The sequence below is a fragment of the Serratia sp. Z4 genome (assembly GCF_009900725.1).
In the GTDB taxonomy this organism is placed as follows: Bacteria; Pseudomonadota; Gammaproteobacteria; order Enterobacterales; family Enterobacteriaceae; genus Serratia; species Serratia nematodiphila.
On sequence record NZ_JAAABD010000001.1, the window covers coordinates 1,371,254 to 1,394,263 of the forward strand.

Genomic DNA, 23,010 nt, shown 5'->3' on the forward strand with positions numbered 1-23,010 from the left:
TGCGGGAGATAAATTAACGCGAAATAGCGCTCTCCTTACGTGGTGCCGGCTTTGCCTCGCAGGCAGTGTAGTGGTGTACCGAATGGCATAATGCGGCAACGTGTTCAATGAAGGGATATTATGCGGATGCGTGTGTGGTTTTTATTAGCCAGTTTAATCCTCGCCGGTTGCAGCAGCCATGCGCCGCCACCCAGCGGCCGCCTGGCGGATTCTATCGTGGTGGTAGCCCAGCTCAATGAACAATTGCGCCAGTGGTACGGCACGCCATACCGTTACGGCGGCCTGGATCGCGGCGGCGTGGATTGCTCCGGGTTTGTTTACCGCACGTTCCGCGATCGCTTCGACATGCAACTGCCGCGTTCGACCGAAGAGCAAACCTCGCTGGGCACCAAGGTTTCACGCGATGAGCTGATGCCGGGCGATCTGGTGTTTTTCAAAACCGGCGGCGGAGAGAACGGCCTGCACGTCGGCATTTACGATACCAACGACCAATTTATCCACGCGTCGACCAGCCGCGGGGTGATCCGTTCCTCGCTCGATAACGTCTACTGGAAGCGGGTGTACTGGCAGGCGCGACGCATTTAGCCTTAACCCGTTGATTTGGTGTATCATGGCGGCATCTCGTGTTTTGAACGGTGCCTGCCATGAACAGCCTGCGTTTACTGATCTCCGACTCCTACGATCCCTGGTTCAACCTGGCGGTGGAAGAGTGCATCTTCCGCGAAATGACCACGCAAAAAATTCTCTTCCTGTGGCGCAATGCCGAAACGGTGGTGATTGGCCAGTCGCAGAATCCCTGGAAAGAGTGCAATACCCGGCGTATGGAGCAGGACGGCATTCGGTTGGCGCGGCGCAGCAGCGGCGGCGGGGCGGTATTTCACGATCTGGGCAATACCTGCTTCACCTTTATGGCCGGCAAACCGGGCTACGACAAGAGCGTCTCGACCGACATCATTCTGCAAGCGCTGCGGCAGTTGGGCGTCACAGCCGGCGCGTCGGGGCGCAACGATCTGGTGATGGAAACCGCCGACGGGCCGCGCAAAATATCCGGCTCGGCCTATCGAGAAACGCAGGATCGCGGTTTCCACCATGGCACGCTGCTGCTGAATGCCGATCTGGAACGGCTGGCGGACTACCTTAACCCGGATCCCAAAAAGCTGCAGGCCAAGGGTATCACTTCGGTACGTTCGCGCGTCGCCAACCTGGCGGAGTTTTTGCCGGGCATCAGCCATGAGCAGGTATGCGACGCTATCGTGCAGGCCTTCTTCGCCCACTATGGCGAAACGGCCGAGCCGGAGATCATTTCGCCGGATGTATTCCCCGATCTGCCCGATTTTGCCGCGCAGTTCGCCAAACAGAGCAGTTGGGAATGGAATTTTGGCAAGGCGCCGGCGTTCAGCCACTTGCTCAACGAGCGTTTTGTCTGGGGCGGCGTAGACCTGTTCTTCGATGTGGAGAAGGGGGCGATCGTTCGCGCGCAGGTATTCTCCGACAGCCTGAATCCCGCCCCGCTGCAGCGGTTGGCGGAGATGCTGGTAGGCTGTGCGTATCGAAGCGAGTCCGTTGCCGCTTGCTGTGACCGGCTGATGGCGGACTATCCTCAGCAGGCGGCCGAATTAACCGAGCTGCGGCAATGGCTGAGCGAAACGATCCGCTAGCGCAGGCCTGATGATGAAGGGATGAGCGTGCTCATCCCTTTTTTTATCGCTGAAATCGACGTTTTGCATGGTGGTAGCGCAGATTTTCTGAAAATCAAGGTGGGCATTTTTTTACGTTTTCAATGCCGCGAATAACGGGCGGAATTGATGCGTTATTAAATTTAATCAGTCGTCGTTAACGGCAGGGAAAATTGGCGTTAAGAAGGAAAGATTATTTTACTTTATTTAGGATTTTTCTTAAATAAAACAAAGGAGATAAGTCAAATTTAGTCATAAATCCATTCAACTTAAGTCAAATACCTTTTCGCATAACGCGTTTGGCGGCTACCTTGGCATAAGTCCGGCTGCTTTTCTTTGCGCCTTTTACGATTGTCGTATAGCTTTAATCTATCAATTAAATGATATTTCATGGGTATTTACATTGATATTTCCGATTAATCCCAGAGGGATTGATCGATAAAATGTATTGATATACGATGATACGCTAGCCATTCATCCTGTGGCATTAAAATGAACATCCAACTCGAAGCTGACTTTATTAGTAGCTATGTTTTTCAACCTGTTTACTCAATGGAGGGCGGGCTGTTGGCGGTGGAAATGTTGAGCCGTTTCAACAGTCTCGACGGTGATTTAGCCATGCCGGCCGAAATTGGGATTAATTTATTGGCGCCTGAACAAAGGATTGAGTTATTTAATGAGCAACTGAAACTTGCGGAGCAGCATGCGGCTTGGTTTACCGATAACAACGTACAGTTGACCATCAATATCGAAGAAACCATCGTTGAGCTTATTCTTTCCGATTCGGCGTTGTGCCAAAGGATCGGGCAATATCCTTTTATTGCATTTGAAATGAGTGAGAGTTTTCCGAATCTTTCGGCCGGTAAGAACAACCCGAGCGTGCGGCGATTAAGCGAAATGTTTACGCTGTGGCTCGATGATTTCGGTTCCGGTAAGGCCACGTTGACCGCGTTGTATGATGGTTTGTTTGACTACGTAAAGATAGACAAACGTTTTTACTGGCAGCTGTTTACCCATCAGGGGTATGACGTGGTCATTGACTCGTTGTTAAAGAATATCAACCTGTTATGTAACGGCGTGATCGTCGGAGGAATAGAGAAAAAAGAGTATTTTAATAAACTCAGATACGCCGGTGTTTTAGGCCTGCAAGGTTTTTTATGGCCCAGCGTTGGTGTGGATAATCTGCAAGCTTTGCTGACGATGCCCAGCGAGTTCAATAATTAAGAAGTGATACAAAAAAACTACACACAATGAGGTAAATAAGCGACGGGGTGATGTTTAGCGTGATTCAGTCGCCGTTATTCCCCCACGTTTTGCTGATAACCGCGTTTGTCAGCTGACGTTCAGCGCGTTTCCTCACGCGAAACCTCCCGCATCCGTTCTGGCGACAGGCGGATGCGTTCTCCCTGCATTCCTTCGGTGTTAATCCGCCCGTTCACGCTCTACACTACGCTGAAACGGAGGGCCTATGCCGCAGTTCGATAACGCTTACTACCAACAGTTACCTGGTTTCTACACCGCTCTGAACCCGACGCCGCTCAAGGATACGCGCCTGCTGTACCATAGCGAGCCGCTGGCGCGCGAGCTGGGGCTGGATGAAAGTTGGTTTACTCAGGATAAAACCCCGATTTGGGCGGGAGAAACGCTGCTGCCGGGCATGCAGCCGCTGGCGCAGGTGTACAGTGGCCACCAGTTCGGCGTGTGGGCCGGGCAACTGGGCGATGGCCGCGGCATTTTGCTGGGCGAACAGGTCATGGCGGACGGCAGCCACCGCGACTGGCACCTGAAGGGCGCCGGGCTGACGCCGTATTCACGCATGGGGGATGGCCGCGCGGTGCTGCGTTCGGTTGTCCGCGAGTTTCTGGCCTCTGAGGCGTTGCACCATCTGGGGATCCCCACCACGCGTGCGTTAACTATTGTCACCAGTCAACAACCGGTATATCGCGAGCAGCCGGAACGCGGCGCGATGCTGCTGCGGGTGGCGGAAAGCCATGTGCGCTTCGGCCACTTCGAACACTTTTACTACCGCAAACAGCCGGAGCAGGTGCGGCAGCTGGCGGATTTCGTCATTGCCCGTCACTGGCCGCAGCTGCAGGATCAGGCCGATCGTTACCTGCTGTGGTTTACCGACGTGGTCGAACGGACGGCGCGCCTGATCGCTCATTGGCAAACCGTCGGTTTCGCTCACGGCGTGATGAACACCGACAACATGTCGATTCTCGGCATCACCATCGATTACGGCCCCTACGGCTTCCTCGATGACTACCAGCCCGGCTATATCTGCAACCATTCCGACCACCAGGGGCGTTATGCCTTTGATAATCAGCCGGCGGTGGCGCTGTGGAACCTGCATCGCCTGGCGCAAACTTTGTCTGGGCTAATGACCACTGAACAGCTGCAGCAGGCGCTGGCGGCGTATGAACCGGCGCTGATGCGCGCTTACGGTGAACAGATGCGCGCTAAACTCGGCTTCTTCACGCCGACGGCGCAGGATAACGACGTACTCACCGGCCTGTTGAGCCTGATGGCGCAGGAAGGGCGGGACTATACCCGCACGTTCCGCCTGTTGAGCGAGACCGAACAGCAGCAGGCGCAGTCGCCGCTGCGCGACGAGTTTATCGACCGTGCGGCGTTCGACGCCTGGTATCAGCAGTATCGTCAGCGTTTGCAACAGGAGCAGGTGAGCGATGCGGATCGGCAACGATCGATGAAGGCGGTGAACCCGCGCCTGATCCTGCGCAACTATCTGGCGCAGCAGGCGATTGAGGATGCGGAGAAAGACGACGTGGGCCGTTTGCGGCGGTTGCATCAGGCCCTGTTGCGGCCGTTCGACGAGGCGCCGGAGTATGACGATCTCGCCGCGCTGCCGCCGGACTGGGGCAAGCATCTGGAGATTTCCTGCTCCAGCTGAGATGAAAAAGGGCGCCTAATGGCGCCCTTGACGTTATTGACGCAGGTAGACCTGCGGCAGCGGCACTTCGGGATGATGCACCACGCCGAGATCGGCCTGATACCAGCGGGTGAGGATCTCCGTCTGCAGCACCTCCTGCGGCGTGCCGCTCGCCACCAGGCGCCCCTGATGCAACAGCAGGATCCGATCGGCATACAGCGCCGCCAGATTAAGATCGTGCAGCACGCAGCAGACGCCCAACGGCTGTTGGCGCGTCAGCGAGCGCAGCAGGCGCAGGGTGTGCTGCTGGTGGTACAGATCCAGCGCCGAGGTCGGCTCGTCGAGAAACAGCCAGGCGGGGGACGGTTGCGGTTGCCACAGCTGCGCCAACACCCGCGCCAGCTGCACCCGCTGCTGTTCACCGCCGGAAAGCTGACGGTAGTCGCGCTGCGCCAGCGCCAGGCAGTCGGTTTGTTCCATCACCTGCTGGATCGCCTGATGCTGGTCGCGTTTGCCGTGCGGTGCCCGCCCCATGCTGACCACTTCTTCCACGCTGAAGGGAAACGCCAGATCGCTGTACTGGCGCATCACGGCCCGGACTTTGGCCAACTGTTGCGGCGCCCAGTGTTCCAGCGGGCGGTCAAGCAGCCGGCATTCGCCGCAGTCCGGCGTCAGATAGCCGGTCAGCAAGCGCAGCAGCGTCGATTTTCCGGCGCCATTAGGGCCGATAATCGCCACCATCTCACCGCTGGTGAGGCTCAGCGAAACGTCGTTGATCAGGCGGCGCGCACCGAGGCTGTAACGCAGCTCTCGGGCCGTCAGGCAGGCGGCGTTATCCACCGGTTCGCTCCCGCTGGCGCATCACCAGCCACAAGAAGTAAGGACCGCCGATCAGGCTGGTCATCAACCCCACCGGCATTTCGGCCGGCGCCACCAGCGTGCGAGCCAGCGTATCGCTGACCAGCAACAGGCAGGCGCCGCCCAGCGCGGAGCAGGGCAGCAGCCAGCGGTGATCGCCGCCAAGGCGCATGCGCACCAGATGTGGCACCACCAGACCGACGAAGCCGATCACGCCGCTCATCGCCACCGCCGCGCCGATCAGCAGGGCGCTCAGCAACAGCAGCTGCAGCTTGGCGCGCTGGACGTTCACCCCGAGGTAGTGGGCCTCTTCATCCCCCAGCTGCAACAGGTTCAGCCGGCGCGCCTGCAGCAGCGTCAGCAGCGCCGTAGGCAAAATCAGCGAGGCGGAAACCGCCAGCGTCGGCCACTGCGACTGGCTGAGGCTGCCCATCATCCACAGCGAGAACTGGCGCAGCTGTTGATCGCTGCTGACGTAGGAGAGCACGCCGATGGCCGCCATGCACAGGGCGTTGATGGCGATGCCCGCCAGCAGCAGTCGCGACAGATTGCCGTGCCCGCTGCGGCTGATGCCGTAGATCAATAACGATACCAGCAGGCTGCCGAGGAACGCCGCCAGCATATGGCCGTACAGCGCGATCGTCACCGGCAACGCCAGCGGCATCACGATGAACAGCGCGACAAACAGCGCGCCGCCGCTGCTGATGCCCAGCAGGCTAGGATCCGCCAGCGGGTTGCGGAACAGCCCCTGCATCACGGCGCCGGACACCGCCAGCGCGCAGCCGATCACCACCGCCAGCAGCACGCGCGGCAGGCGGATGTTCAGCCAGATGTGCCAGGCGGCGTCGCTGAACGGTTCGCGCCACAGGGTGCGAAACGACAGCGTCAGCGCGCCGAGATTAGCGGCGACCAGCGCCAGCAGCGTCAGCAGCACCAGCAGACCGATGATGGCCCACTGAGGCGAGGTGCGGCAGCGCATTACTTTTGCTCCGCCGCGTGGCGCAGCTTGGCCAGCGCCGCCGGCGTTTCCAGACCGAAGCCCAGCAGCGCCATGTCATCGACGATCAGCACGCGCCGCTGTTTGCCCGCCGGCGTCAGCGCCAGGCCCGGCAGCGTCCACAGCTGCTGTTCGCCGCCGAGGGTGCGCACGCCGTCGGTGGTGACCAGCAACAGATCCGGCGCGCTGGCGATGACGCCTTCCTGCGACAGCGGGCGGTAGCGGTCAAAGCCCTGCATGGCGTTTTTCAGTCCGGCGGCGGCGATCACCGCGTCGGCGGCGGTGTGTTGCCCGGCGGCCATCGGCGTAATGCCGCCGTGGCTCATCACAAACAACACCTTCACCGGCAGCGGAGTGGTATCGACCGCCGCCAGCTGCTGTTGATAGCGCTCGCTCAACTGCTTGCCTTGCTCAACGCGTTGCAACGCGGCGGCGATCGCGGCGATCTTCTGCGGCACCGCCTGCAGGGTGGTGTCGCCCGGTACGCTGACCACTTTGACGCCGCTGTCCGCCAGCTGTTTGAGCACCAGCGCCGGCTGTGCCAGCTCGGTCGTCAGCACCAGCGTCGGCTTCAGCGCCAGAATGCCTTCGGCGTTCAGCTGGCGCATATAGCCGACGTCCGGCAGCTTTTTCACCGCTTCCGGGTGCAGGCTGGTGCTATCGCGGGCGATCACTTCGTCGCCGGCGCCGAGCGCAAAGGCGATTTCCGTCACGTCGCCGCCGATCGAGACGATGCGCTGTGCCGCCGCGGCGGTGAGCGGCAGCGCCAGCGTCATCATCAGCGCCAGGCGGCGGATTAAGGAAGATTTCATGCGGCGATATCCTTGGCGGCGAGCGCAGCAACCTGTTCGCGCCACTGGGTTTGCTCCGGCTGGCCTTCGGTGCGTTGGCCATACAGCTGCGCGATCTGCGTGCCGTCTGCGGCGAACAGCTCCAGGCTGGTGACGATGCCGTCCTTGGTCGGTTTGCGGGTGATCCAGCTTTCGGCGATGGCGCCTTCAATCAGATGCAGCGTGAAGCGGCGGTTGAACACGTTGATCCAGCCTTCCTGCGGCATCAGACGTTCGATCTGGCCGGTGAAGATCTGCACGCAGCCGCGGTTGCCGACGAAGATCATGATCTCGTTTTGCTGCTGCTGCGCCGCTTCCAGCAACTGCGACAGCGCGCTGTTGTCTACCTGATAGGCCAGATCGTCGCCGACGGCGCGGAAGGCCTGTTGGCGCGTGAGCTTATTGCGGCTCAGCAGCTGGAAGAACTGGTGAACGTCGGTCATCGCACGCCATTCAGTATCGATTTTGGCATGATCTTGCGTCGTTTCATCCGCGGTGCTCGCCTCGGCGGGCTGCAGGGCCAGCGCCGGGTTTTCTTCGCTCAGATGGCGCTCCACCAGCGCCATCCAGGCCGGCAGATCGGTTTCTTCGGTGGTATAGACCTTGTGCAGCGCATCGCCCTGTTGGTCGAAGAACTGAATGCTGTGGCGCACGCCGCGCTTGTTGGTTTCGCTCATGGCGAAGACGCTGGTCCAGTGGTTGAGGAACAGGCGCAGATCCAGCTCGCGCGGGTTGAGGATCAGCCCGGCGTGGCCGTTTAGATGTTGGTTGCGGTAGCGGCCCATCTGCTCATGCACCGCATAGCTGTTACGGGTGATGGACTTGGTGACGCCCACTTGCTCGAGTTCGGTCAGCAACGTGCGGGCGTCGGCCTGCAGGCGGCGGGCGTCGTGGCCAACGCGGGCGTGCGTCAGTTCCGCTTCGCTGACGCCGAGGATCTCCGCCAGATCGCGGGCGTATTTGCCTGGGTGGTCGATTTTGGCCTGTTGGTAGCGTTCGTATAGGGTGTTGCTCATGCGGGATTCTCCTGCGCTGTAATGCGAATGGCGGACACACCGGGTGTCCGCCAGATAGTCAAATGATTACCACTGGTAGCTGACCAGCAGTTTGGCGTTGCGGCCATCCTGCGGGACGCCCTGCGGCGAGTAATATTCTTTGTCGAAGGCGTTGCCCAGCACCACGGTGGTGGTCATGCCCTGCAGCCGATCGCGGCCCTTGTAGCTCAGATAGAAGTCGTTGACGCCATAGCCGCCTTGCTCCGGCGTCCCCGTTTGTACGCGAGTGGCGCGTTCCGCGAAGGTGGCGACCCAGCCGGCGGACAGACCGGTTTCGCCCAGCGGCACGTCCAGCGAACTGGTGACGGTATCCGGGCTGATGTCGGCCAGCCAATCGCCGCTTTTCGCGTTCAGCTCGCCATTGCGAGACTTGTCCTTGCCACGTGTGCGGTTGTAGGCCAGATCCCAGTTAAACCACTTGGTCTGGTAGTTCAGCGAGGTGTCCCAACCCCAAATCTTGGCGCGAGAGATATTCGCTGAGGCGGTCTGCGTTCGAGTGACATACATGAAGATGTAGTCTTTGGCGTCGGTATCGAAGTAACTGGCCTTGAATTGCAGGCTGTCATCCGCCAGCAGCAGATCATCGAAGCGCAGGCCGAAACCGGCTTCGGTGGTGCTGGTGGTTTCCGGCCGCAGATTCGGGTTAGGCACCCAATAGTTGCCGGGGAAGTGGCGCGAATCGTTGTACATCTCGCCCATGGTTGGGGCGCGGAAGGCCTGGGAATAGGAGCCGAACAGCATCAGCCAGTCGGTCGGCGAGTAGCTCAGCGCGCCACGGGACGACCATTTGTCAGCCTTGACGTCTTCGTGGCCCTGGCTGCTGCCTTTATAATCGTCATAGCGCGTGCCCGCCAGTACGGTGATCGGAATGTCGCGCAGCGTAATTTCATCCTGCAGCCAGCCGGAGGCGAAGTTGATCTTGGCTTGCGGGAAGCTGGTGGTGGCGCCTCCCGGCTGCTGTTTCTGTTCATAGACCTCGGAGCCGTAGGTCAGCAGGTGTGACGCAAAGCTGTCGGCGAACAGGCGCGTGCGATTTTCCAGCTTGCCGCCGTTGGTGGTCTGCTTGCGGAATTCGTCGGTCGCGCCGGCGTTGTGCGCATTGATTTTGACTTCCGAGGTGTACAGCTTGACGGTGGCGTCCAGCCAATCCTGGCCGACCGGCTTGAGCTTATAGCTTAGAGCGGCGTCGCGCTGAATGGTGGAACGGTTGGTCATCGGGTTGCCGCTCGAGCTGTCCGGCGTCTGCGGGTTTTTCGGCTCTTGGGCGTCGTTGTTGTAATAACGCAGATCGCCGCTCAGCGACTGATTGTCGTCGATCTTCCAGGTGCCTTTGGCCAGCACGTTGCTGATGGTTTCGTCGTTAGGTGCATCGAAACCGTTGCCCTGACGCAGGTTGCCGACATCGCGGGTGCCGAACGACAGCAGGCCGTCGAGGTTATCGGTCTTGCCGTAAGCGCTGGCGCCCATGCCCAAACTGTGATCGCCGGTGCCGGCAGTGCCGTAGACGCGGAACCCGCTATCGCGGCCCGGCAGCAGCAGATCGGCGGCATCGACGGTCTCGTAAGCGATAACGCCGCCCAGCGCGCCGCTGCCATACAGCAGCGCAGAAGGGCCGCGCACGATTTCAATGCGTTTGACCAGCGCCGGATCGAGGAAGGTGCCGCCGATGTGGCCGGTATCGGTCCCCTGGCGAATGCCGTCGACCAGCGTCAGCACGCCGTTCTTGCCATAGCCGCGCATCGTCACATCCTGGCCGTTGCTGCGCCCGGTGCCGTTGACGGTGATGCCCGGCACGCGCCGCAGCATATCGGCGGCGGAGGTGGCGGTCTGGCTTTCCGGCGAATTGCCTTCGATGACTGTGACCATCATCGGCGCTTCAAAGCTGCTGCGTTGGTTGCCGGTGGCGACCACGGTCATGGTCTCGTCGGCGGCTTTGGCTTTTTTCGCCTGCGCCGCGTTGGAAGAAGATGTTGTGCTGGTGTTTTGTGCCAAGGCCACCGTAGGCAGAGCGCAGGCAATCGCCAGACTCAAAGCGGAAAAACGCAGCCGGGTGGAAAATGTCAGAGGCATGGTGCAACTCTCCGTATGTAATAAAACATATCAATAGATTTGCTGGCTGCCTGGATCAAACGATCGGGGTGGCTGGCGTTTGAGGATTCTGTGGTTATTTGGTCAGGATCAATTTCCCGGCTTTGGTCTGCCGCAGTTGATAGCGCTGGCCCTGATGGGTAATGAACGCGATGCCGTCGGCGCCGAGCAGCTGTGCGCTGTCGTAGCTGGGCGGCGCGTTTGCGCTGTGCTCGTTCGGGGCCGCGGCGGCGGGGGTTGGCGTGTTGGCAGTATCCATCATCATTGTGCTTAAAAAACAGACCATTAAATGGTAATTAATATCAAACTGAGAATCATTATCATGTGAAGGAAAGGTTACATCAAGGAAAATTTTCTTACCGATGGAACCTTTTTGTCGAACGGGCATCCGGCGGCGGGCCGAGCGCACTCGGCCCGTAAAAAAGGGGCGTTATTTCAGCAGGGTTTCGATGCGGTCAAACAGGCGTTCGGGTTTGGTGATCGGCGCAAAGCGCGTCACGCGCTGGCCGTCGGCGGTGAGCAGGAACTTGGTGAAGTTCCATTTGATGCGGTGGCTGCCGAGAATGCCGGGCGCCAGGCGTTTCAGCTCATTGAACAGCGGGTGCGCGCCGGGGCCGTTAACGTCGATCTTGCTGAACAGCGGGAAACTGACGCCGTAGTTGAGGCTGCAAAAGTTGGCGATCTCCAGCGGGCTGCCGGGCTCCTGAGAACCAAACTGGTTGCAGGGGAAGCCGAGCACCATCAGGCCACGTTCGCGATAGTATTGCCACAGATTTTCCAGCCCGCGGTATTGCGGGGTGAAGCCGCACTTGCTGGCTGTGTTGACCACCAGGTAAGCGCGCGCCGGGAAATCGCCCAGCGTTTTTTGCTCGCCCTGCAGCGTGACGCAGGGAATGGATAACAGAGAGTGAATCATGCCGGGGCTCCCAGTGCATTTCGGCGGGTGCTAAAGCGTTGCAATCAGTATAGATGAGCGGGACAGAAGGGAGAAAGCCGGGGCGAGGCCCCGGCCTGTGTTGCGTCAGAAACGGCTATCGACCGCATCCGCCAGCATCGCCAGCAGCTGTTCGCTGTCGGACCAGCTCAGGCAAGGATCGGTGATCGACTGGCCATAGGTCAGCGGTTGGCCGGCGACGATCTTCTGAGTGCCTTCCACCAGGAAGCTTTCCGCCATCACGCCGGTGATGGCGGCGGAGCCGGCGCGGATCTGCTGGCAGACGTTGTCGGCCACTTCCAACTGGCGGCGGTGCATTTTCTGGCAGTTGCCGTGGCTGAAGTCGATCACCAGGTGTTCAGGCAGATCGAACTCGCGCAGGCTGTCACAGGCGGCGGCGATGTCGCTGGCGTGGTAATTCGGCGTTTTGCCACCGCGCATGATGATGTGGCCATATGGGTTGCCGCTGGTCTGGTAGATGGTCATCTGGCCATGTTTGTCCGGCGACAGGAACATGTGCCCGGCGCGCGCCGCGCGAATGGCGTCGATGGCGATGCGGGTGTTGCCGTCGGTGCCGTTTTTGAAGCCGACCGGGCAGGAAAGCGCCGAGGCCATTTCACGGTGGATCTGGCTTTCGGTGGTGCGCGCGCCGATGGCGCCCCAGCTGATCAGGTCGGCGATATATTGGCCAACCACCATGTCCAGGAATTCGGTGGCGGTCGGCAGGCCGAGCTGGTTCACTTCCAGCAGCAGGCGGCGCGCCATTTCGATGCCGCGGTTCACCTGGAAGGTGCCGTCCAGCGCCGGATCGGAGATCAGGCCTTTCCAGCCGACGACGGTGCGCGGTTTTTCGAAATAGGTGCGCATCACGATCTCCAGGCGGTCCTGGTAACGTTCGCGCAGGGCGTTCAACCGGCCGGCGTAATCGACGGCGGCGTCGAGATCGTGAATGGAGCAGGGGCCGATCACCACCAGCAGGCGGCGGTCTTCGCCGGTGAGGATTTTTTCAATGCGTTTGCGTGACGCTGTCACGTTATCGGCGACGGCCGCCGAGATCGGCAGCTTGTCCGCCAACGCTTGCGGCGTGACGAGGCTGTCGATGCGCGCGGTCCGCAGTTCATCTGTTTTGTGCATGTTGTTCCCTGGAAACTGTTCTTCTCTGCGGCAGGAGTGCCGGGAAGTGATGGCGATCACAATAACGCAAAAAGCGCTGAATTCAACCGTAGAGATTGCGTTCTGTTGATCAAAGCCGCGAAAAAAAGCACAAAAAAATCAGCTGCTGCTGAAATAAACGGCAGGCGGCGGGGCGCGACGGCCCCGCGAGGAAAAGATCAAAACATGCGGCGGCTCATGCCAAGGATGTCGAGGATTTTGGTGGAGATCTCTTCGACCGAATAGTTGGTGGTATTGAGGTAGCGGATCTGATTTTTGCGGAACAGCGCCTCGACCTCGGCGATCTCCATGCGGCACTGGCGCAATGAAGCGTAGCGGCTGTTTTCGCGCCGCTCTTCGCGGATCGCCGCCAGGCGCTCCGGATCGATGGTCAGGCCGAATAATTTATGCTGAAACGGTTTCAGCGAGGCCGGCAGGTGCAAATTGTCCATATCGTCGGCGATAAACGGATAGTTGGCGGCGCGGATGCCGAACTGCATCGCCAGATAGAGGCTGGTGGGGGTTTTGCCGCAGCGCGACACGCCGAGCAGGATCACCTGCGCCTGATCGAGGTTGCGCAGCGAAATGCCGTCGTCATGCGCCAGGGTATAGTCGATGGCGGCAATGCGCGCGTCGTACTTGCCGAGGTTGCTGGCGGTCAGGCCGTGGGTGCGGTTCGGCACCGGCGTCGGCTCCACCTCCAGCTCACCCTGCAGCGGGCCGACCAGCGCCTGCACGATATCCTGACAGAAGCCTTGGCTCTGAACGATCACGTCGCGCACTTCCGGCGAGATGATGGAGTAAAACACCAGCGGCCGTACACCGGTTTCATTATAGATATCATCGATTTGTTGGCGAACTGCGCGTGCGCGCGCCTCGGTTTCGACAAACGGCAAGGTGTAAGTGGTCGCCGTGACCGGGAACTGCGACAGCACCGCGTGCCCCAGCACTTCGGCGGTGATCGCCGTACCATCCGAAATATAAAAAACGCTTCTTTCCACCCGAGGCTCCTTACCTGAAAACGGTGTTCCTGCTGTCATCACTGCCAATATCATGAGCCGCAGACGATCCGCGGGTAAAGGGGCGAGGGAAAAAATTGTGACGGCGGGGCGGTAAAGCGTCTTGCGGCGGCGCACGAAGAAAAGCGCGCTTTGGCGGCGGTAGAAATCGCGGCGCAGCGACGCTGTTCGAGCCGAAACGTAAATTTGCCGCTATTTTCACCAAAAACGATAGCGTTTGCGTGGTCATTAAAACAGAATTTTAAAAAGAGCGTAATTTGTTGAGAACTAAGCTTTTCGTGCGATTGGGAACGGTTCCCAGGCAAATCAGCCGGTTAGGACATTCTCTTAAAAACCACTTTCTTCAGTGGGTTGATCGATTCACCTTTCCATTTTCCCCGGATCAGTGTGCTAGTCTGATTCGGCTCCGTGTTAGCGGTGCCGTAAAGCAAGCGAATTAAATCCGTCTTTACCCTACTGATAGCAATAAGGATTGTCTCGATGTCCAACAATGGCCCAGACTTGCGTAATGTGCTTTGGTACAACCAGCTTGGCATGCACGACGTTGACCGTGTCGGCGGCAAAAATGCCTCCCTCGGTGAAATGATCACCAATCTTTCCGATTTGGGCGTGGCCGTGCCTAACGGTTTTGCCACCACCGCACAGGCGTTTAACGATTTCCTCGAACAAAGCGGTGTTAACCAGCGCATCTATCAGTTACTGGATCAGACTGACGTTGACGACGTTGCCCAACTGGCCAAGGCCGGCGCCCAGATCCGCCAATGGGTGATCGACACGCCGTTCCACGCCGAGTTCGAGCGTGAAATTCATCAGGCTTACCAACAGCTCGCCGACGGCGAACCGGAAGCTTCCTTTGCGGTGCGCTCCTCCGCCACGGCGGAAGACATGCCGGACGCCTCCTTTGCCGGTCAGCAGGAAACCTTCCTCAACGTGCAGGGCATCGATGCCGTAATGGTGGCGATCAAGCACGTGTTCGCGTCGCTGTTCAACGATCGCGCCATCTCTTATCGCGTGCACCAGGGCTACGATCACCGCGGCGTGGCGTTGTCGGCCGGCGTACAGCGCATGGTGCGCTCGGATCTGGCCTCCTCGGGCGTGATGTTCACCATCGACACCGAGTCCGGCTTTGATCAGGTGGTATTCATCACCTCCGCTTTCGGCTTGGGTGAAATGGTGGTGCAGGGCGCGGTGAACCCGGATGAGTTCTACGTGCACAAACCGACGCTGCAAAACGGCAAGCCGGCGATCGTGCGCCGCAACCTGGGTTCGAAAAAGATCCGCATGGTATACGCGCCGTCGCAGGATCACGGCAAGCAGGTGCGCATCGAAGACGTGCCGGAAGCGCAGCGCAGCCGTTTCTCGCTGACGGATGAAGAAGTGCAGGCGCTGGCGCAGCAGGCGATCCTGATCGAAAAACATTATGGCCGCCCGATGGATATCGAGTGGGCGAAAGACGGCCATACCGGCAAGCTGCTGATCGTGCAGGCGCGCCCGGAGACTGTACGCTCCAACGAGCAGACCATGGAACGCTACCAGCTGAACGGCACCAGCCCGGTGCTGGTGGAAGGCCGCGCCATCGGCCACCGCATCGGCGCCGGTCCGGTGAAAGTGATCCACGACATCAGCGAAATGGATCGCATCCAGCCGGGCGACGTGCTGGTGACCGACATGACCGACCCGGACTGGGAGCCGATCATGAAGAAGGCCGCCGCGATCGTCACCAACCGCGGCGGGCGCACCTGTCACGCGGCGATCATCGCGCGTGAGCTGGGCATTCCGGCGGTGGTGGGCTGTGGCCACGCCACCGACGTGTTGAAAGACGGCCAGAAAGTCACCGTCTCCTGCGCGGAAGGCGACACCGGCTTCGTTTACAGCGACATGCTGGACTTCAGCGTGCAGAGCTCCGAAGTGACCGAGCTGCCGGATCTGCCGCTGAAGATCATGATGAACGTCGGCAACCCGGATCGCGCTTTCGACTTCGCGCGTTTGCCGAACGAAGGCGTGGGCCTGGCTCGGCTGGAATTTATCATCAACCGCATGATCGGCGTGCACCCGCGCGCGCTGCTGGAGTTCGACCAGCAGACGCCGGCGCTGCAAAATGAAATTCGCGCGCTGATGCAGGGTTACGATCACCCGGTCGAGTTCTACGTCGGTCGCCTGACCGAAGGCATCGCGACGCTGGGCGCCGCCTTCTGGCCGAAGCGCGTGATCGTGCGTCTGTCCGACTTCAAATCCAACGAGTACGCCAACCTGGTGGGCGGCGACAAGTATGAACCGCACGAAGAGAACCCGATGTTGGGCTTCCGCGGCGCCGGCCGTTACGTGGCCGACAGTTTCCGCGATTGCTTCGCGCTGGAGTGCGAGGCGGTGAAACGCGTGCGTAACGATATGGGGCTGACCAACGTCGAAATCATGGTGCCATTCGTGCGCACCGTGGCGCAGGCGGAAGCGGTGGTTGCCGAGTTGGCGCGTCAGGGGCTGAAGCGTGGCGAAAACGGGCTGAAAGTGATCATGATGTGCGAAATCCCGTCCAATGCGCTGTTGGCGGATCAGTTTCTCGAGCACTTCGACGGTTTCTCCATCGGCTCCAACGACATGACTCAGCTGGCGCTGGGGCTGGATCGCGATTCCGGCGTAGTGTCGGAACTGTTCGACGAGCGCAACGAGGCGGTGAAAGCGCTGCTGTCGATGGCGATTCAGGCGGCCAAGCGCCACGGCAAATACGTCGGCATCTGCGGCCAGGGCCCGTCTGACCATGAAGACTTTGCCGAGTGGCTGATGGAGCAGGGCATCGACAGCCTGTCGCTTAACCCGGACACTGTGGTGCAGACCTGGATCAATTTGTCGAAAAAGAAATAATGTCTCGGCCTCACTGAGGCATTAACGTCGGGCCGCAGTTAACGCTGCGGCCTTTTTATTTCCGAATGTAAATAACGGCGCGTAAAATAATCAATTCGACGAAAAAAGAATAAAAAAAAGCCCACCGTAGGAGATGGGCAAAGACTACACACAGCAATTCACATGTATGGCATTACATTGTTCAGAAAGGTTGCTTTAAAATCAGTGATTTGAAGCAATAGATGGCCATAATACTAGATTTTTGAACGCGACTAGTCATTAAGAATCATCCTAATCGATAGCGGCATCACATTTTATTTGCGGGAGTTATCTCTTTTTTCCGTTTGCAACAAACAGGGATTTACATTGCACCTTTCATTCGCCGTACCGTAATCAATATAGGGCGGCATTATATTGGGCGGAGATATTACTCGAATGAGGTAGGAATAATGACGGGCGTGAAAAGTTCCGCCCGACGGTGCGGGCGGAAGGGGGGATTAGCGTTTTTCCAGCTCGTCGATGACTTGCTCCGGCGCGGAGGTCGGCTCCGGCGCTTCATCCATCCAGGCGGTCAGCAGGCGATAAGACACCGCCAACACCACCGGGCCGATGAACAGGCCAATCATGCCGAAGGCCAGCAAACCGCCGATAACGCCGGACAGGATCAGCAGCAGCGGCAGATCGGCGCCCATGCGGATCAGCACCGGGCGCAGCACGTTATCCAGCGTGGCCACCACGCAGCTCCAGACCAGCAGCACGGTGCCCCAGGTGGTGTCGCCGTGCCAGTACAGCCAGATGATGGCCGGCACCAGCACCAACAGCGGCCCCAATTGCGCCACACAGCAGATGAAGATCAGCATCGTCAGCAGAGTGGCGGCAGGAATGCCGCTTACCGCCAGACCGATGCCGCCCAGCACCGACTGCACCAACGCCGTCACCACCACGCCCAGCGCGACGGCGCGAATTGCCTGGCCGCCCAGCAGCACCGCCGCATCGCCGCGCGCGGAACCGAGGCGCACCGCAAAGTGGCGGATACCCAGCGCCACCTGTTCGCCGCGCGCGTACAACAAGGCGCTGAACAGCAGCATCAGCGCGCAGTGCAGCAGCAGACGGCCGATATGCGCCGCCTGCGCCACGAACCAGGTGGCGGTTTGGCCAAAGTACGGCTGCACCTTCGCCAGCAGCGCGGCGCCGCCGGCGTTAACCAGCGTGTGGTAGCTGGTATAGAGTTTGTCGCCGATCATCGGCACGGACTGCAGCCAGGCGAGATCGGGAATATGCAGTTTGCCCGGCGAACTGGCCCAGGCGATCAGCGGCGCGCTGTTATCCACCACGCTGCTGATCAGCAGTGAGATAGGCAGAATGAACAGCAGGATCAGCAGCAGGGTCATGACCAACACCGCCAGCGAACGGCGGCCCCACAGCAGCTTTTGCAGTTTGAGCAGCAGCGGCCAGGTGGCGATCACCACCATGCCCGCCCAGGCGAAGCCGAGAATAAACGGTTGGATCACCCAAAAACAGGCGACGATCATGATGGCGATAAACAGCACGCCGAAAATAATTCGCGGTAAGTCGTAACGCGATTGCGGGAGTGGCATCAGTGGGTTCTCATCCTGGTCAATTAAATCCCTGGCACCGGCGAATCGGGGTGCCTGTCGGTCGGTTTCTCACCGCCGGGCGGCCGCCTGTGGCGGCGCTCGCAGGGCGGTAATAATGTGAATGCCTTCACTAAACGAGTATGTTAGTTTTTAGTGTCACTAAAAAATAGGGTGGGTCTGAATTAAAGGCCCGATTCAGCGTACATCAGCGCATAAAAAATAGACGGACAGGGTCAAAAAAGCGAATGATCCCACAGATTTCTCAGGCGCCCGGCCTGGTTCAACGGGTGCTCGACTTTTTGGAAGCACTGAAGCAAAACGGATTCAACGGCGATACCGCCACCAGCTATGCCGACCGGCTGACGATGGCCACCGACAACAGTATCTATCAGCTGCTGCCCGATGCGGTGGTGTTCCCCCGTTCCACCGCCGACGTGGCGCTGATCGCCCGTCTGGCCGGAGAAGAGCGCTTCAATACGCTGACCTTCAGCCCGCGCGGCGGCGGCACCGGCACCAACGGCCAGTCGCTCAATACCGGCATCGTGGTCGATATGTCGCGCCATATGAACCGCATTCTGGAGATCAACGTCGAACAGGGCTGGGTGAAAGTCGAAGCCGGGGTGATCAAGGACCAGTTGAATCAATACCTGCGACCGTTCGGCTACTTCTTCTCGCCGGAACTGTCCACCAGCAACCGCGCCACGCTGGGGGGAATGATCAACACCGATGCCTCCGGCCAGGGCTCGCTGGTGTACGGCAAAACCTCCGATCACGTGTTGGGGCTGCGGGCGGTGCTGCTGGGCGGCGAGATGATCGATACCCGCGCCATGCCGACGGCGCTGGCGGAAACGATTGCTCTGGAAGAGACCGCCGAAGGGCGCATCTACCGCACGGTGCTCAACCGCTGCCGCGAGCAGCGCGCGCTGATCCTGGAGAAATTCCCCAAGCTCAACCGCTTCCTCACCGGTTACGATCTGCGCCACGTGCTGAGCGACGATCTGCAAACCTTCGATTTGACGCGTATTCTGACCGGCGCCGAGGGCACGCTGGCGTTTATCACCGAGGCGCGGCTGGACATCACGCCGCTGCCGAAAGTGCGCCGCCTGGTCAACGTGAAGTACGATTCCTTCGACTCGGCGCTGCGCAATGCGCCCTTTATGGTCGAGGCCAAGGCGCTGTCGGTGGAAACCATCGATTCCAAGGTGCTGAACCTGGCGCGTGAAGACATCGTTTGGCACTCGGTGAACGAACTGATCGCCGACGTGCCGGATAAAGAGATGCTCGGGCTGAACATCGTCGAGTTCGCCGGCGACGATCGGGCGCTGATCGACGGCCAGATGGAAGCCCTGTGCCAACGGCTGGACGAATTGATCGCGCAGCGGCAGGGCGGCGTGATCGGGTACCAGATCTGCGGCGATCTGGCGGGCATCGAGCGCATTTACAACATGCGCAAGAAGGCGGTCGGGCTGCTGGGCAACGCCAAAGGGCGCGCCAAGCCGATTCCGTTTGCCGAGGACACCTGTGTGCCGCCGCAACATCTGGCGGACTATATCGTCGAATTTCGGCAACTGCTCGATGACCACAATCTGAGCTATGGCATGTTTGGCCACGTCGACGCCGGGGTGCTGCACGTGCGCCCGGCGCTCGACATGTGCGGCCCGCAGCAGGAAGTGCTGATGAAGCAGATCTCCGATCGGGTGGTGGCGCTGACCGCCAAATACGGCGGCCTGCTGTGGGGGGAGCACGGCAAGGGGTTCCGCGCGGAATACAGCCCTGAATTCTTCGGGGAAGCGCTGTATGAAGAGCTGCGCCGCATCAAGGCGGCGTTCGATCCGGATAACCGCCTGAACCCAGGCAAGATCTGTTCGCCGCTGGCGGTGGATGCGCCGATGATGCAGGTGGACGCGGTCAAACGCGGCACCTTCGATCGCCAGATCCCGGTCGAGGTGCGCACCTCGTTCCGCGGCGCGCTGGAGTGTAACGGCAACGGCCTGTGCTTCAACTTCGACGTGCGCAGCCCGATGTGCCCGTCGATGAAGATCAGCGGCAACCGCATTCATTCGCCGAAAGGGCGGGCGACGCTGGTGCGCGAGTGGCTGCGTCTGTTGGCCGAGCAGGGGGTCGATCCGCTGGCGCTGGAGAAACAGCTGCCGCAGCAGCGCCTCAGCTTGCGCGGCCTGATCGAGAAAACCCGCAACAGCTGGCACGCCGGCAAGGGTGAGTATGACTTCTCGCACGAAGTGAAAGAGGCGATGTCCGGCTGCCTGGCCTGTAAGGCCTGTTCAACCCAGTGTCCCATCAAGATTGACGTGCCGGGATTCCGTTCGCGCTTCCTGCAGCTTTACCACACTCGCTATCTGCGCCCGGTAAGCGACTACATGGTCGCCGGCGTGGAGAGCTATACCCCGTTGATGGCCCGCGCGCCGAAGGTGTTCAACTTCTTCTTCCGCCAGCCGTGGCTGCGGGAGATGAGCCGCAACGCCATCGGCATGGTCGATCTGCCGCTGTTGTCCAGCCCGACGTTGCGTCAGCAGCTGTCCGGCCACCGCGCGACCACGCTGACGCTGGAGCAGTTGGAAGGGCTGAGCGCCGAGCAGCGCGCAGAACACGTGTTGATCGTCCAGGATCCGTTCACCAGCTATTACGACGCCAAAGTGGTGGCGGACTTTGTTCGGCTGGTGGAGAAGCTCGGCTATAAACCGGTGCTGCTGCCGTTCTCACCGAACGGCAAGGCGCAGCATGTGAAGGGCTTCCTGACGCGGTTCGCCCGCACCGCGCGCAAAACCGCCGATTTCCTCAACCGTGTGGCGCAGCTAGGCATGCCGCTGGTGGGCGTCGATCCGGCGCTGGTGCTGTGCTACCGCGACGAATACCGCGAGATCCTCGGCGCCGAGCGCGGCGATTTCCATGTGCAGCTGGTGCATGAATGGCTGCAGCAGCGGATCGCGGATCGTGCCGAACAGCCGGCGACCGGCGAGCCGTGGTATCTGTTCGGCCACTGCACCGAAACCACCGCGTTGCCGGCCAGCGGCCAACAGTGGGCGGCGATCTTCGCCCGCTTCGGCGCCAAACTGGAGAGCGTCAGCGTCGGTTGCTGCGGCATGGCGGGCACTTACGGCCATGAAGCCAGGAACCTGCAAAACTCGCTCGGCATTTATGAGCTATCATGGCATCCGACGCTACAGCGTTTGCCGCGGCAGCGCTGCCTGGCGACCGGCTATTCCTGCCGCAGCCAGGTGAAACGCATCGAGGGCAATGGCGTGCGCCACCCATTACAGGCACTTCTGGAGATGATTGAGTGAAATTGTGGAAACGTGAAACATCGCTGGAGCAGCTGAACCGCGCCGGCGACGGCTGCATGGTCAGCCATGTGGGCATCGAGTTTACCCAACTGGGCGAGGATTTCCTCGAGGCCACCATGCCGGTCGATAGCCGTACCCGGCAGCCGTTCGGGCTGTTGCACGGCGGGGCGTCGGTGGTGCTGGCGGAATCGATGGGATCGATGGCCGGCTACCTGTGCAGTGAGGGCGAGCAGAAAGTGGTGGGGCTGGAGATCAACGCCAACCACCTGCGCGCGGTGTTCGATGGCCAGGTGCGCGGGGTGTGCCGCGCACTGCACGTCGGCCGTCGCCATCAGGTGTGGCAAATCGAGATCTTCGACGCGCGCGATCGGTTGTGCTGCACCTCGCGTCTGACCACGGCGGTCATCGACTGATCCCCGCCGCTTTCCGCAGGCGCTCGGCCTGCGGAGCCTTTCGCTTTACAGCTGAAACGGCACGCGTTTGACGAAGTCCTTCTGAAACGCGTTCGCCTTCTCCCAGGTGCCTTCCATTGCATATTTTTGGCAGATCAGCGTCAGCGTATGGCGGGCGAAGTGGTAGCTTTGCACCCGAAACAGCTGGCAACGCTGTGGGTTGTTGATCTCGACGATCAGCCGGTTGTGCAGCTTGCTGAGCGCGTGCAGGTAGCTGTCGTCGTCGCCGTTCTCCAGACACAAATTGGCCATGGTCAGGCTGACGCTGTTGTACCGCTTCAGGTGGTCGATATTGCATTCCGGGCGCCGTAGCGCCGCTTCGGCCATGTAAAAGTCCACCGTGGCGTCGCGCACGCTGAATTTGTAGTCATCAATCTTGCCCAGCAACCATGCGTTGATCGAAAGAGTCATTGGCTTCGCGCTCAAATTTAAATTGAATGATAATCATTATCATATAAACTGCCGCGCTGCCGATCAATCCCCGGCGTGGCGTTTTTTCATCGCGCGGGGTGTAAAAGGCCGCCGACGACCCAACTTGATGCTGAGCGACTAAACTTTAACCTGAGGGCGCGCGCTTGCGCTGCGCCACGAAATGCCGATAAACGCACATTTACGACAGACAGAATGCAGAAATAGGTATTTTCTATGAATGTTTAGATCGGCAACGTACCGCGGCGCTGTAACGCTGACGGGCCACCGGGGAGTGCGGTACGGTGATGCAGGATAAAGAATAAATTCATAGGGATAGCATGCACACCTTGCCGCCAGACGCCGCAAGCCGCCACGGATGTCCCGCTGGCTTGCCGCACGCCGCAGCGAAAAACCGCGCTTGCGGCGGATACCCCCGCAAAACAAACGGTTGAAGTGATAATCGTTATCACTAACATATAAGCAACCCAGATTGGCTGTGGCCAAACACGAGTGTGAGGTAGACCCTATGCAAACGGAAAATGTCGGCACTTTTTCTCTGGATGAAAATGTCTGGCAAGGCATTTCGCTCAGCGACAGCGCCGTACGACAAATAACCAAACTGATGCAGCAGGATCCGCAGGTGAAAGGGCTGCAGCTAGGGGTGAAACAATCCGGCTGCGCCGGCTTTGCCTATGTGCTGGATCTGACCCGCGAACCCGCCGATGACGATCTGCTGTTTGAGCGCGACGGCGCCAAACTCTATGTGCCGCTGAAGGCCATGCCGTTCATCGATGGCACCACGGTAGATTACGTCCGCGAAGGGCTGAATCAGATATTCAAATTCAACAACCCTAAAGCTCAGCATGCCTGCGGGTGCGGCGAGAGCTTTGGCGTTTGAGCGATGCAATCA

Annotated in this window: 19 protein-coding genes and 1 other RNA gene; 8 read left to right on the plus strand and 12 right to left on the minus strand. The window is 59.8% G+C overall.

Annotated elements, in window-relative coordinates; translation table 11 throughout:
• The first annotated feature begins 120 nt into the window (after positions 1–120).
• The 4 genes from GT753_RS06820 (at position 121) to GT753_RS06835 (ending at position 4,587) form a co-directional block, all read left to right on the plus strand.
• The gene (locus GT753_RS06820; protein WP_016927954.1) at positions 121–585 is read left to right on the plus strand and encodes an NlpC/P60 family protein; all 465 of its coding nucleotides are present in this window, start codon (positions 121–123) and stop codon (positions 583–585) included.
• 59 nt (positions 586–644) lie between these two features.
• Positions 645–1,658 (plus strand): lipoate--protein ligase A, encoded by a 1,014-nt coding sequence (locus tag GT753_RS06825; RefSeq protein ID WP_075684729.1) that lies wholly within the window; start codon positions 645–647, stop codon positions 1,656–1,658.
• A gap of 510 nt (positions 1,659–2,168) precedes the next feature.
• Positions 2,169–2,900 carry an EAL domain-containing protein gene (locus GT753_RS06830; RefSeq protein WP_004931399.1) on the plus strand — a complete coding sequence of 244 codons (732 nt, stop codon included), beginning with the start codon at positions 2,169–2,171 and terminating at the stop codon, positions 2,898–2,900.
• A gap of 244 nt (positions 2,901–3,144) precedes the next feature.
• Positions 3,145–4,587, plus strand: a complete 1,443-nt coding sequence (locus GT753_RS06835; protein WP_160125418.1) for a protein adenylyltransferase SelO — start codon at positions 3,145–3,147, stop codon at positions 4,585–4,587.
• 33 nt (positions 4,588–4,620) lie between these two features.
• Here GT753_RS06835 and GT753_RS06840 read toward each other — a convergent pair whose 3' ends face one another.
• From GT753_RS06840 to GT753_RS06880, 9 genes are all read right to left on the minus strand, one after another.
• Positions 4,621–5,406: a heme ABC transporter ATP-binding protein gene (locus tag GT753_RS06840; protein ID WP_160125419.1), complete on the minus strand. Its 786-nt coding sequence runs from the start codon at positions 5,404–5,406 to the stop codon at positions 4,621–4,623.
• Complete coding sequence (locus GT753_RS06845; RefSeq protein WP_004931394.1) at positions 5,399–6,403, minus strand: iron ABC transporter permease; 1,005 nt, start codon at positions 6,401–6,403, stop codon at positions 5,399–5,401. The genes GT753_RS06840 and GT753_RS06845 overlap by 8 nt, the downstream gene beginning before the upstream one ends.
• A complete protein-coding gene (locus tag GT753_RS06850; RefSeq protein ID WP_160125420.1) occupies positions 6,403–7,233 on the minus strand; it encodes a hemin ABC transporter substrate-binding protein in 831 nt (276 codons plus the stop codon). The genes GT753_RS06845 and GT753_RS06850 overlap by 1 nt, the downstream gene beginning before the upstream one ends.
• Entirely contained in the window at positions 7,230–8,267 is a 1,038-nt protein-coding gene (locus GT753_RS06855) for a hemin-degrading factor (RefSeq protein ID WP_160125421.1), read from the minus strand. Before GT753_RS06855 ends, GT753_RS06850 begins: the two co-directional genes overlap by 4 nt.
• A 66-nt stretch (positions 8,268–8,333) precedes the next feature.
• The gene (locus tag GT753_RS06860) at positions 8,334–10,376 is read right to left on the minus strand and encodes a TonB-dependent hemoglobin/transferrin/lactoferrin family receptor (protein WP_004931386.1); all 2,043 of its coding nucleotides are present in this window, start codon (positions 10,374–10,376) and stop codon (positions 8,334–8,336) included.
• Between the two features lie 94 nt (positions 10,377–10,470).
• Positions 10,471–10,653 carry a hemin uptake protein HemP gene (gene hemP / locus GT753_RS06865; protein WP_004931384.1) on the minus strand — a complete coding sequence of 61 codons (183 nt, stop codon included), beginning with the start codon at positions 10,651–10,653 and terminating at the stop codon, positions 10,471–10,473.
• A gap of 171 nt (positions 10,654–10,824) precedes the next feature.
• Positions 10,825–11,310 carry a glutathione peroxidase gene (locus tag GT753_RS06870; RefSeq protein ID WP_004931382.1) on the minus strand — a complete coding sequence of 162 codons (486 nt, stop codon included), beginning with the start codon at positions 11,308–11,310 and terminating at the stop codon, positions 10,825–10,827.
• 105 nt (positions 11,311–11,415) lie between these two features.
• Positions 11,416–12,462, minus strand: a complete 1,047-nt coding sequence (locus GT753_RS06875; RefSeq protein WP_004931381.1) for a 3-deoxy-7-phosphoheptulonate synthase — start codon at positions 12,460–12,462, stop codon at positions 11,416–11,418.
• Between the two features lie 197 nt (positions 12,463–12,659).
• A complete protein-coding gene (locus GT753_RS06880; protein ID WP_049239973.1) occupies positions 12,660–13,520 on the minus strand; it encodes a pyruvate, water dikinase regulatory protein in 861 nt (286 codons plus the stop codon).
• A gap of 459 nt (positions 13,521–13,979) precedes the next feature.
• On the opposite strand from GT753_RS06880, the gene ppsA reads away from it, so the two are divergent.
• The gene (gene ppsA, locus GT753_RS06885; RefSeq protein WP_004931376.1) at positions 13,980–16,358 is read left to right on the plus strand and encodes a phosphoenolpyruvate synthase; all 2,379 of its coding nucleotides are present in this window, start codon (positions 13,980–13,982) and stop codon (positions 16,356–16,358) included.
• Between the two features lie 109 nt (positions 16,359–16,467).
• Here the strand turns inward: ppsA and rprA are convergent.
• Both rprA and ydiK read right to left on the minus strand, forming a co-directional pair.
• Positions 16,468–16,579: antisense sRNA RprA (gene rprA, locus GT753_RS06890), an RNA gene on the minus strand.
• 255 nt (positions 16,580–16,834) lie between these two features.
• Entirely contained in the window at positions 16,835–17,935 is a 1,101-nt protein-coding gene (gene ydiK / locus GT753_RS06895; RefSeq protein ID WP_004931374.1) for an AI-2E family transporter YdiK, read from the minus strand.
• A gap of 245 nt (positions 17,936–18,180) precedes the next feature.
• Between ydiK and GT753_RS06900 the strand changes: the two genes are divergently transcribed.
• Positions 18,181–21,237 carry an FAD-binding and (Fe-S)-binding domain-containing protein gene (locus GT753_RS06900; protein WP_160125422.1) on the plus strand — a complete coding sequence of 1,019 codons (3,057 nt, stop codon included), beginning with the start codon at positions 18,181–18,183 and terminating at the stop codon, positions 21,235–21,237.
• Positions 21,234–21,650, plus strand: coding sequence for a 1,4-dihydroxy-2-naphthoyl-CoA hydrolase (gene menI / locus GT753_RS06905; RefSeq protein WP_004931370.1), 417 nt, complete (start codon positions 21,234–21,236; stop codon positions 21,648–21,650). Before GT753_RS06900 ends, menI begins: the two co-directional genes overlap by 4 nt.
• 45 nt (positions 21,651–21,695) lie before the next feature.
• On the opposite strand, the gene GT753_RS06910 is transcribed toward menI, so the two are convergent.
• The gene (locus tag GT753_RS06910) at positions 21,696–22,100 is read right to left on the minus strand and encodes a hypothetical protein (RefSeq protein ID WP_004931369.1); all 405 of its coding nucleotides are present in this window, start codon (positions 22,098–22,100) and stop codon (positions 21,696–21,698) included.
• Positions 22,101–22,626: 526 nt separating this feature from the next.
• Here GT753_RS06910 and sufA point away from each other — a divergent pair.
• A complete protein-coding gene (gene sufA, locus GT753_RS06915) occupies positions 22,627–22,998 on the plus strand; it encodes a Fe-S cluster assembly scaffold SufA (protein ID WP_004931368.1) in 372 nt (123 codons plus the stop codon).
• The last annotated feature ends 12 nt before the right edge of the window (positions 22,999–23,010 follow it).

Excerpts from the sequence above, each read along its gene's own strand:
- GT753_RS06820 (WP_016927954.1), top strand. The coding sequence starts at position 121 with ATGCGGATGCGTGTGTGGTTTTTATTAGCCAGTTTAATCCTCGCCGGT.
- GT753_RS06825 (WP_075684729.1), top strand. The coding sequence starts at position 645 with ATGAACAGCCTGCGTTTACTGATCTCCGACTCCTACGATCCCTGGTTC.
- GT753_RS06830 (WP_004931399.1), top strand. The coding sequence starts at position 2,169 with ATGAACATCCAACTCGAAGCTGACTTTATTAGTAGCTATGTTTTTCAA.
- GT753_RS06835 (WP_160125418.1), top strand. The coding sequence starts at position 3,145 with ATGCCGCAGTTCGATAACGCTTACTACCAACAGTTACCTGGTTTCTAC.
- GT753_RS06845 (WP_004931394.1), bottom strand. The coding sequence starts at position 6,403 with ATGCGCTGCCGCACCTCGCCTCAGTGGGCCATCATCGGTCTGCTGGTG.
- GT753_RS06850 (WP_160125420.1), bottom strand. The coding sequence starts at position 7,233 with ATGAAATCTTCCTTAATCCGCCGCCTGGCGCTGATGATGACGCTGGCG.
- GT753_RS06855 (WP_160125421.1), bottom strand. The coding sequence starts at position 8,267 with ATGAGCAACACCCTATACGAACGCTACCAACAGGCCAAAATCGACCAC.
- GT753_RS06860 (WP_004931386.1), bottom strand. The coding sequence starts at position 10,376 with ATGCCTCTGACATTTTCCACCCGGCTGCGTTTTTCCGCTTTGAGTCTG.
- hemP (WP_004931384.1), bottom strand. The coding sequence starts at position 10,653 with ATGGATACTGCCAACACGCCAACCCCCGCCGCCGCGGCCCCGAACGAG.
- GT753_RS06870 (WP_004931382.1), bottom strand. The coding sequence starts at position 11,310 with ATGATTCACTCTCTGTTATCCATTCCCTGCGTCACGCTGCAGGGCGAG.
- GT753_RS06875 (WP_004931381.1), bottom strand. The coding sequence starts at position 12,462 with ATGCACAAAACAGATGAACTGCGGACCGCGCGCATCGACAGCCTCGTC.
- GT753_RS06880 (WP_049239973.1), bottom strand. The coding sequence starts at position 13,520 with ATGACAGCAGGAACACCGTTTTCAGGTAAGGAGCCTCGGGTGGAAAGA.
- ppsA (WP_004931376.1), top strand. The coding sequence starts at position 13,980 with ATGTCCAACAATGGCCCAGACTTGCGTAATGTGCTTTGGTACAACCAG.
- ydiK (WP_004931374.1), bottom strand. The coding sequence starts at position 17,935 with ATGCCACTCCCGCAATCGCGTTACGACTTACCGCGAATTATTTTCGGC.
- GT753_RS06900 (WP_160125422.1), top strand. The coding sequence starts at position 18,181 with ATGATCCCACAGATTTCTCAGGCGCCCGGCCTGGTTCAACGGGTGCTC.
- GT753_RS06910 (WP_004931369.1), bottom strand. The coding sequence starts at position 22,100 with ATGACTCTTTCGATCAACGCATGGTTGCTGGGCAAGATTGATGACTAC.
- sufA (WP_004931368.1), top strand. The coding sequence starts at position 22,627 with ATGCAAACGGAAAATGTCGGCACTTTTTCTCTGGATGAAAATGTCTGG.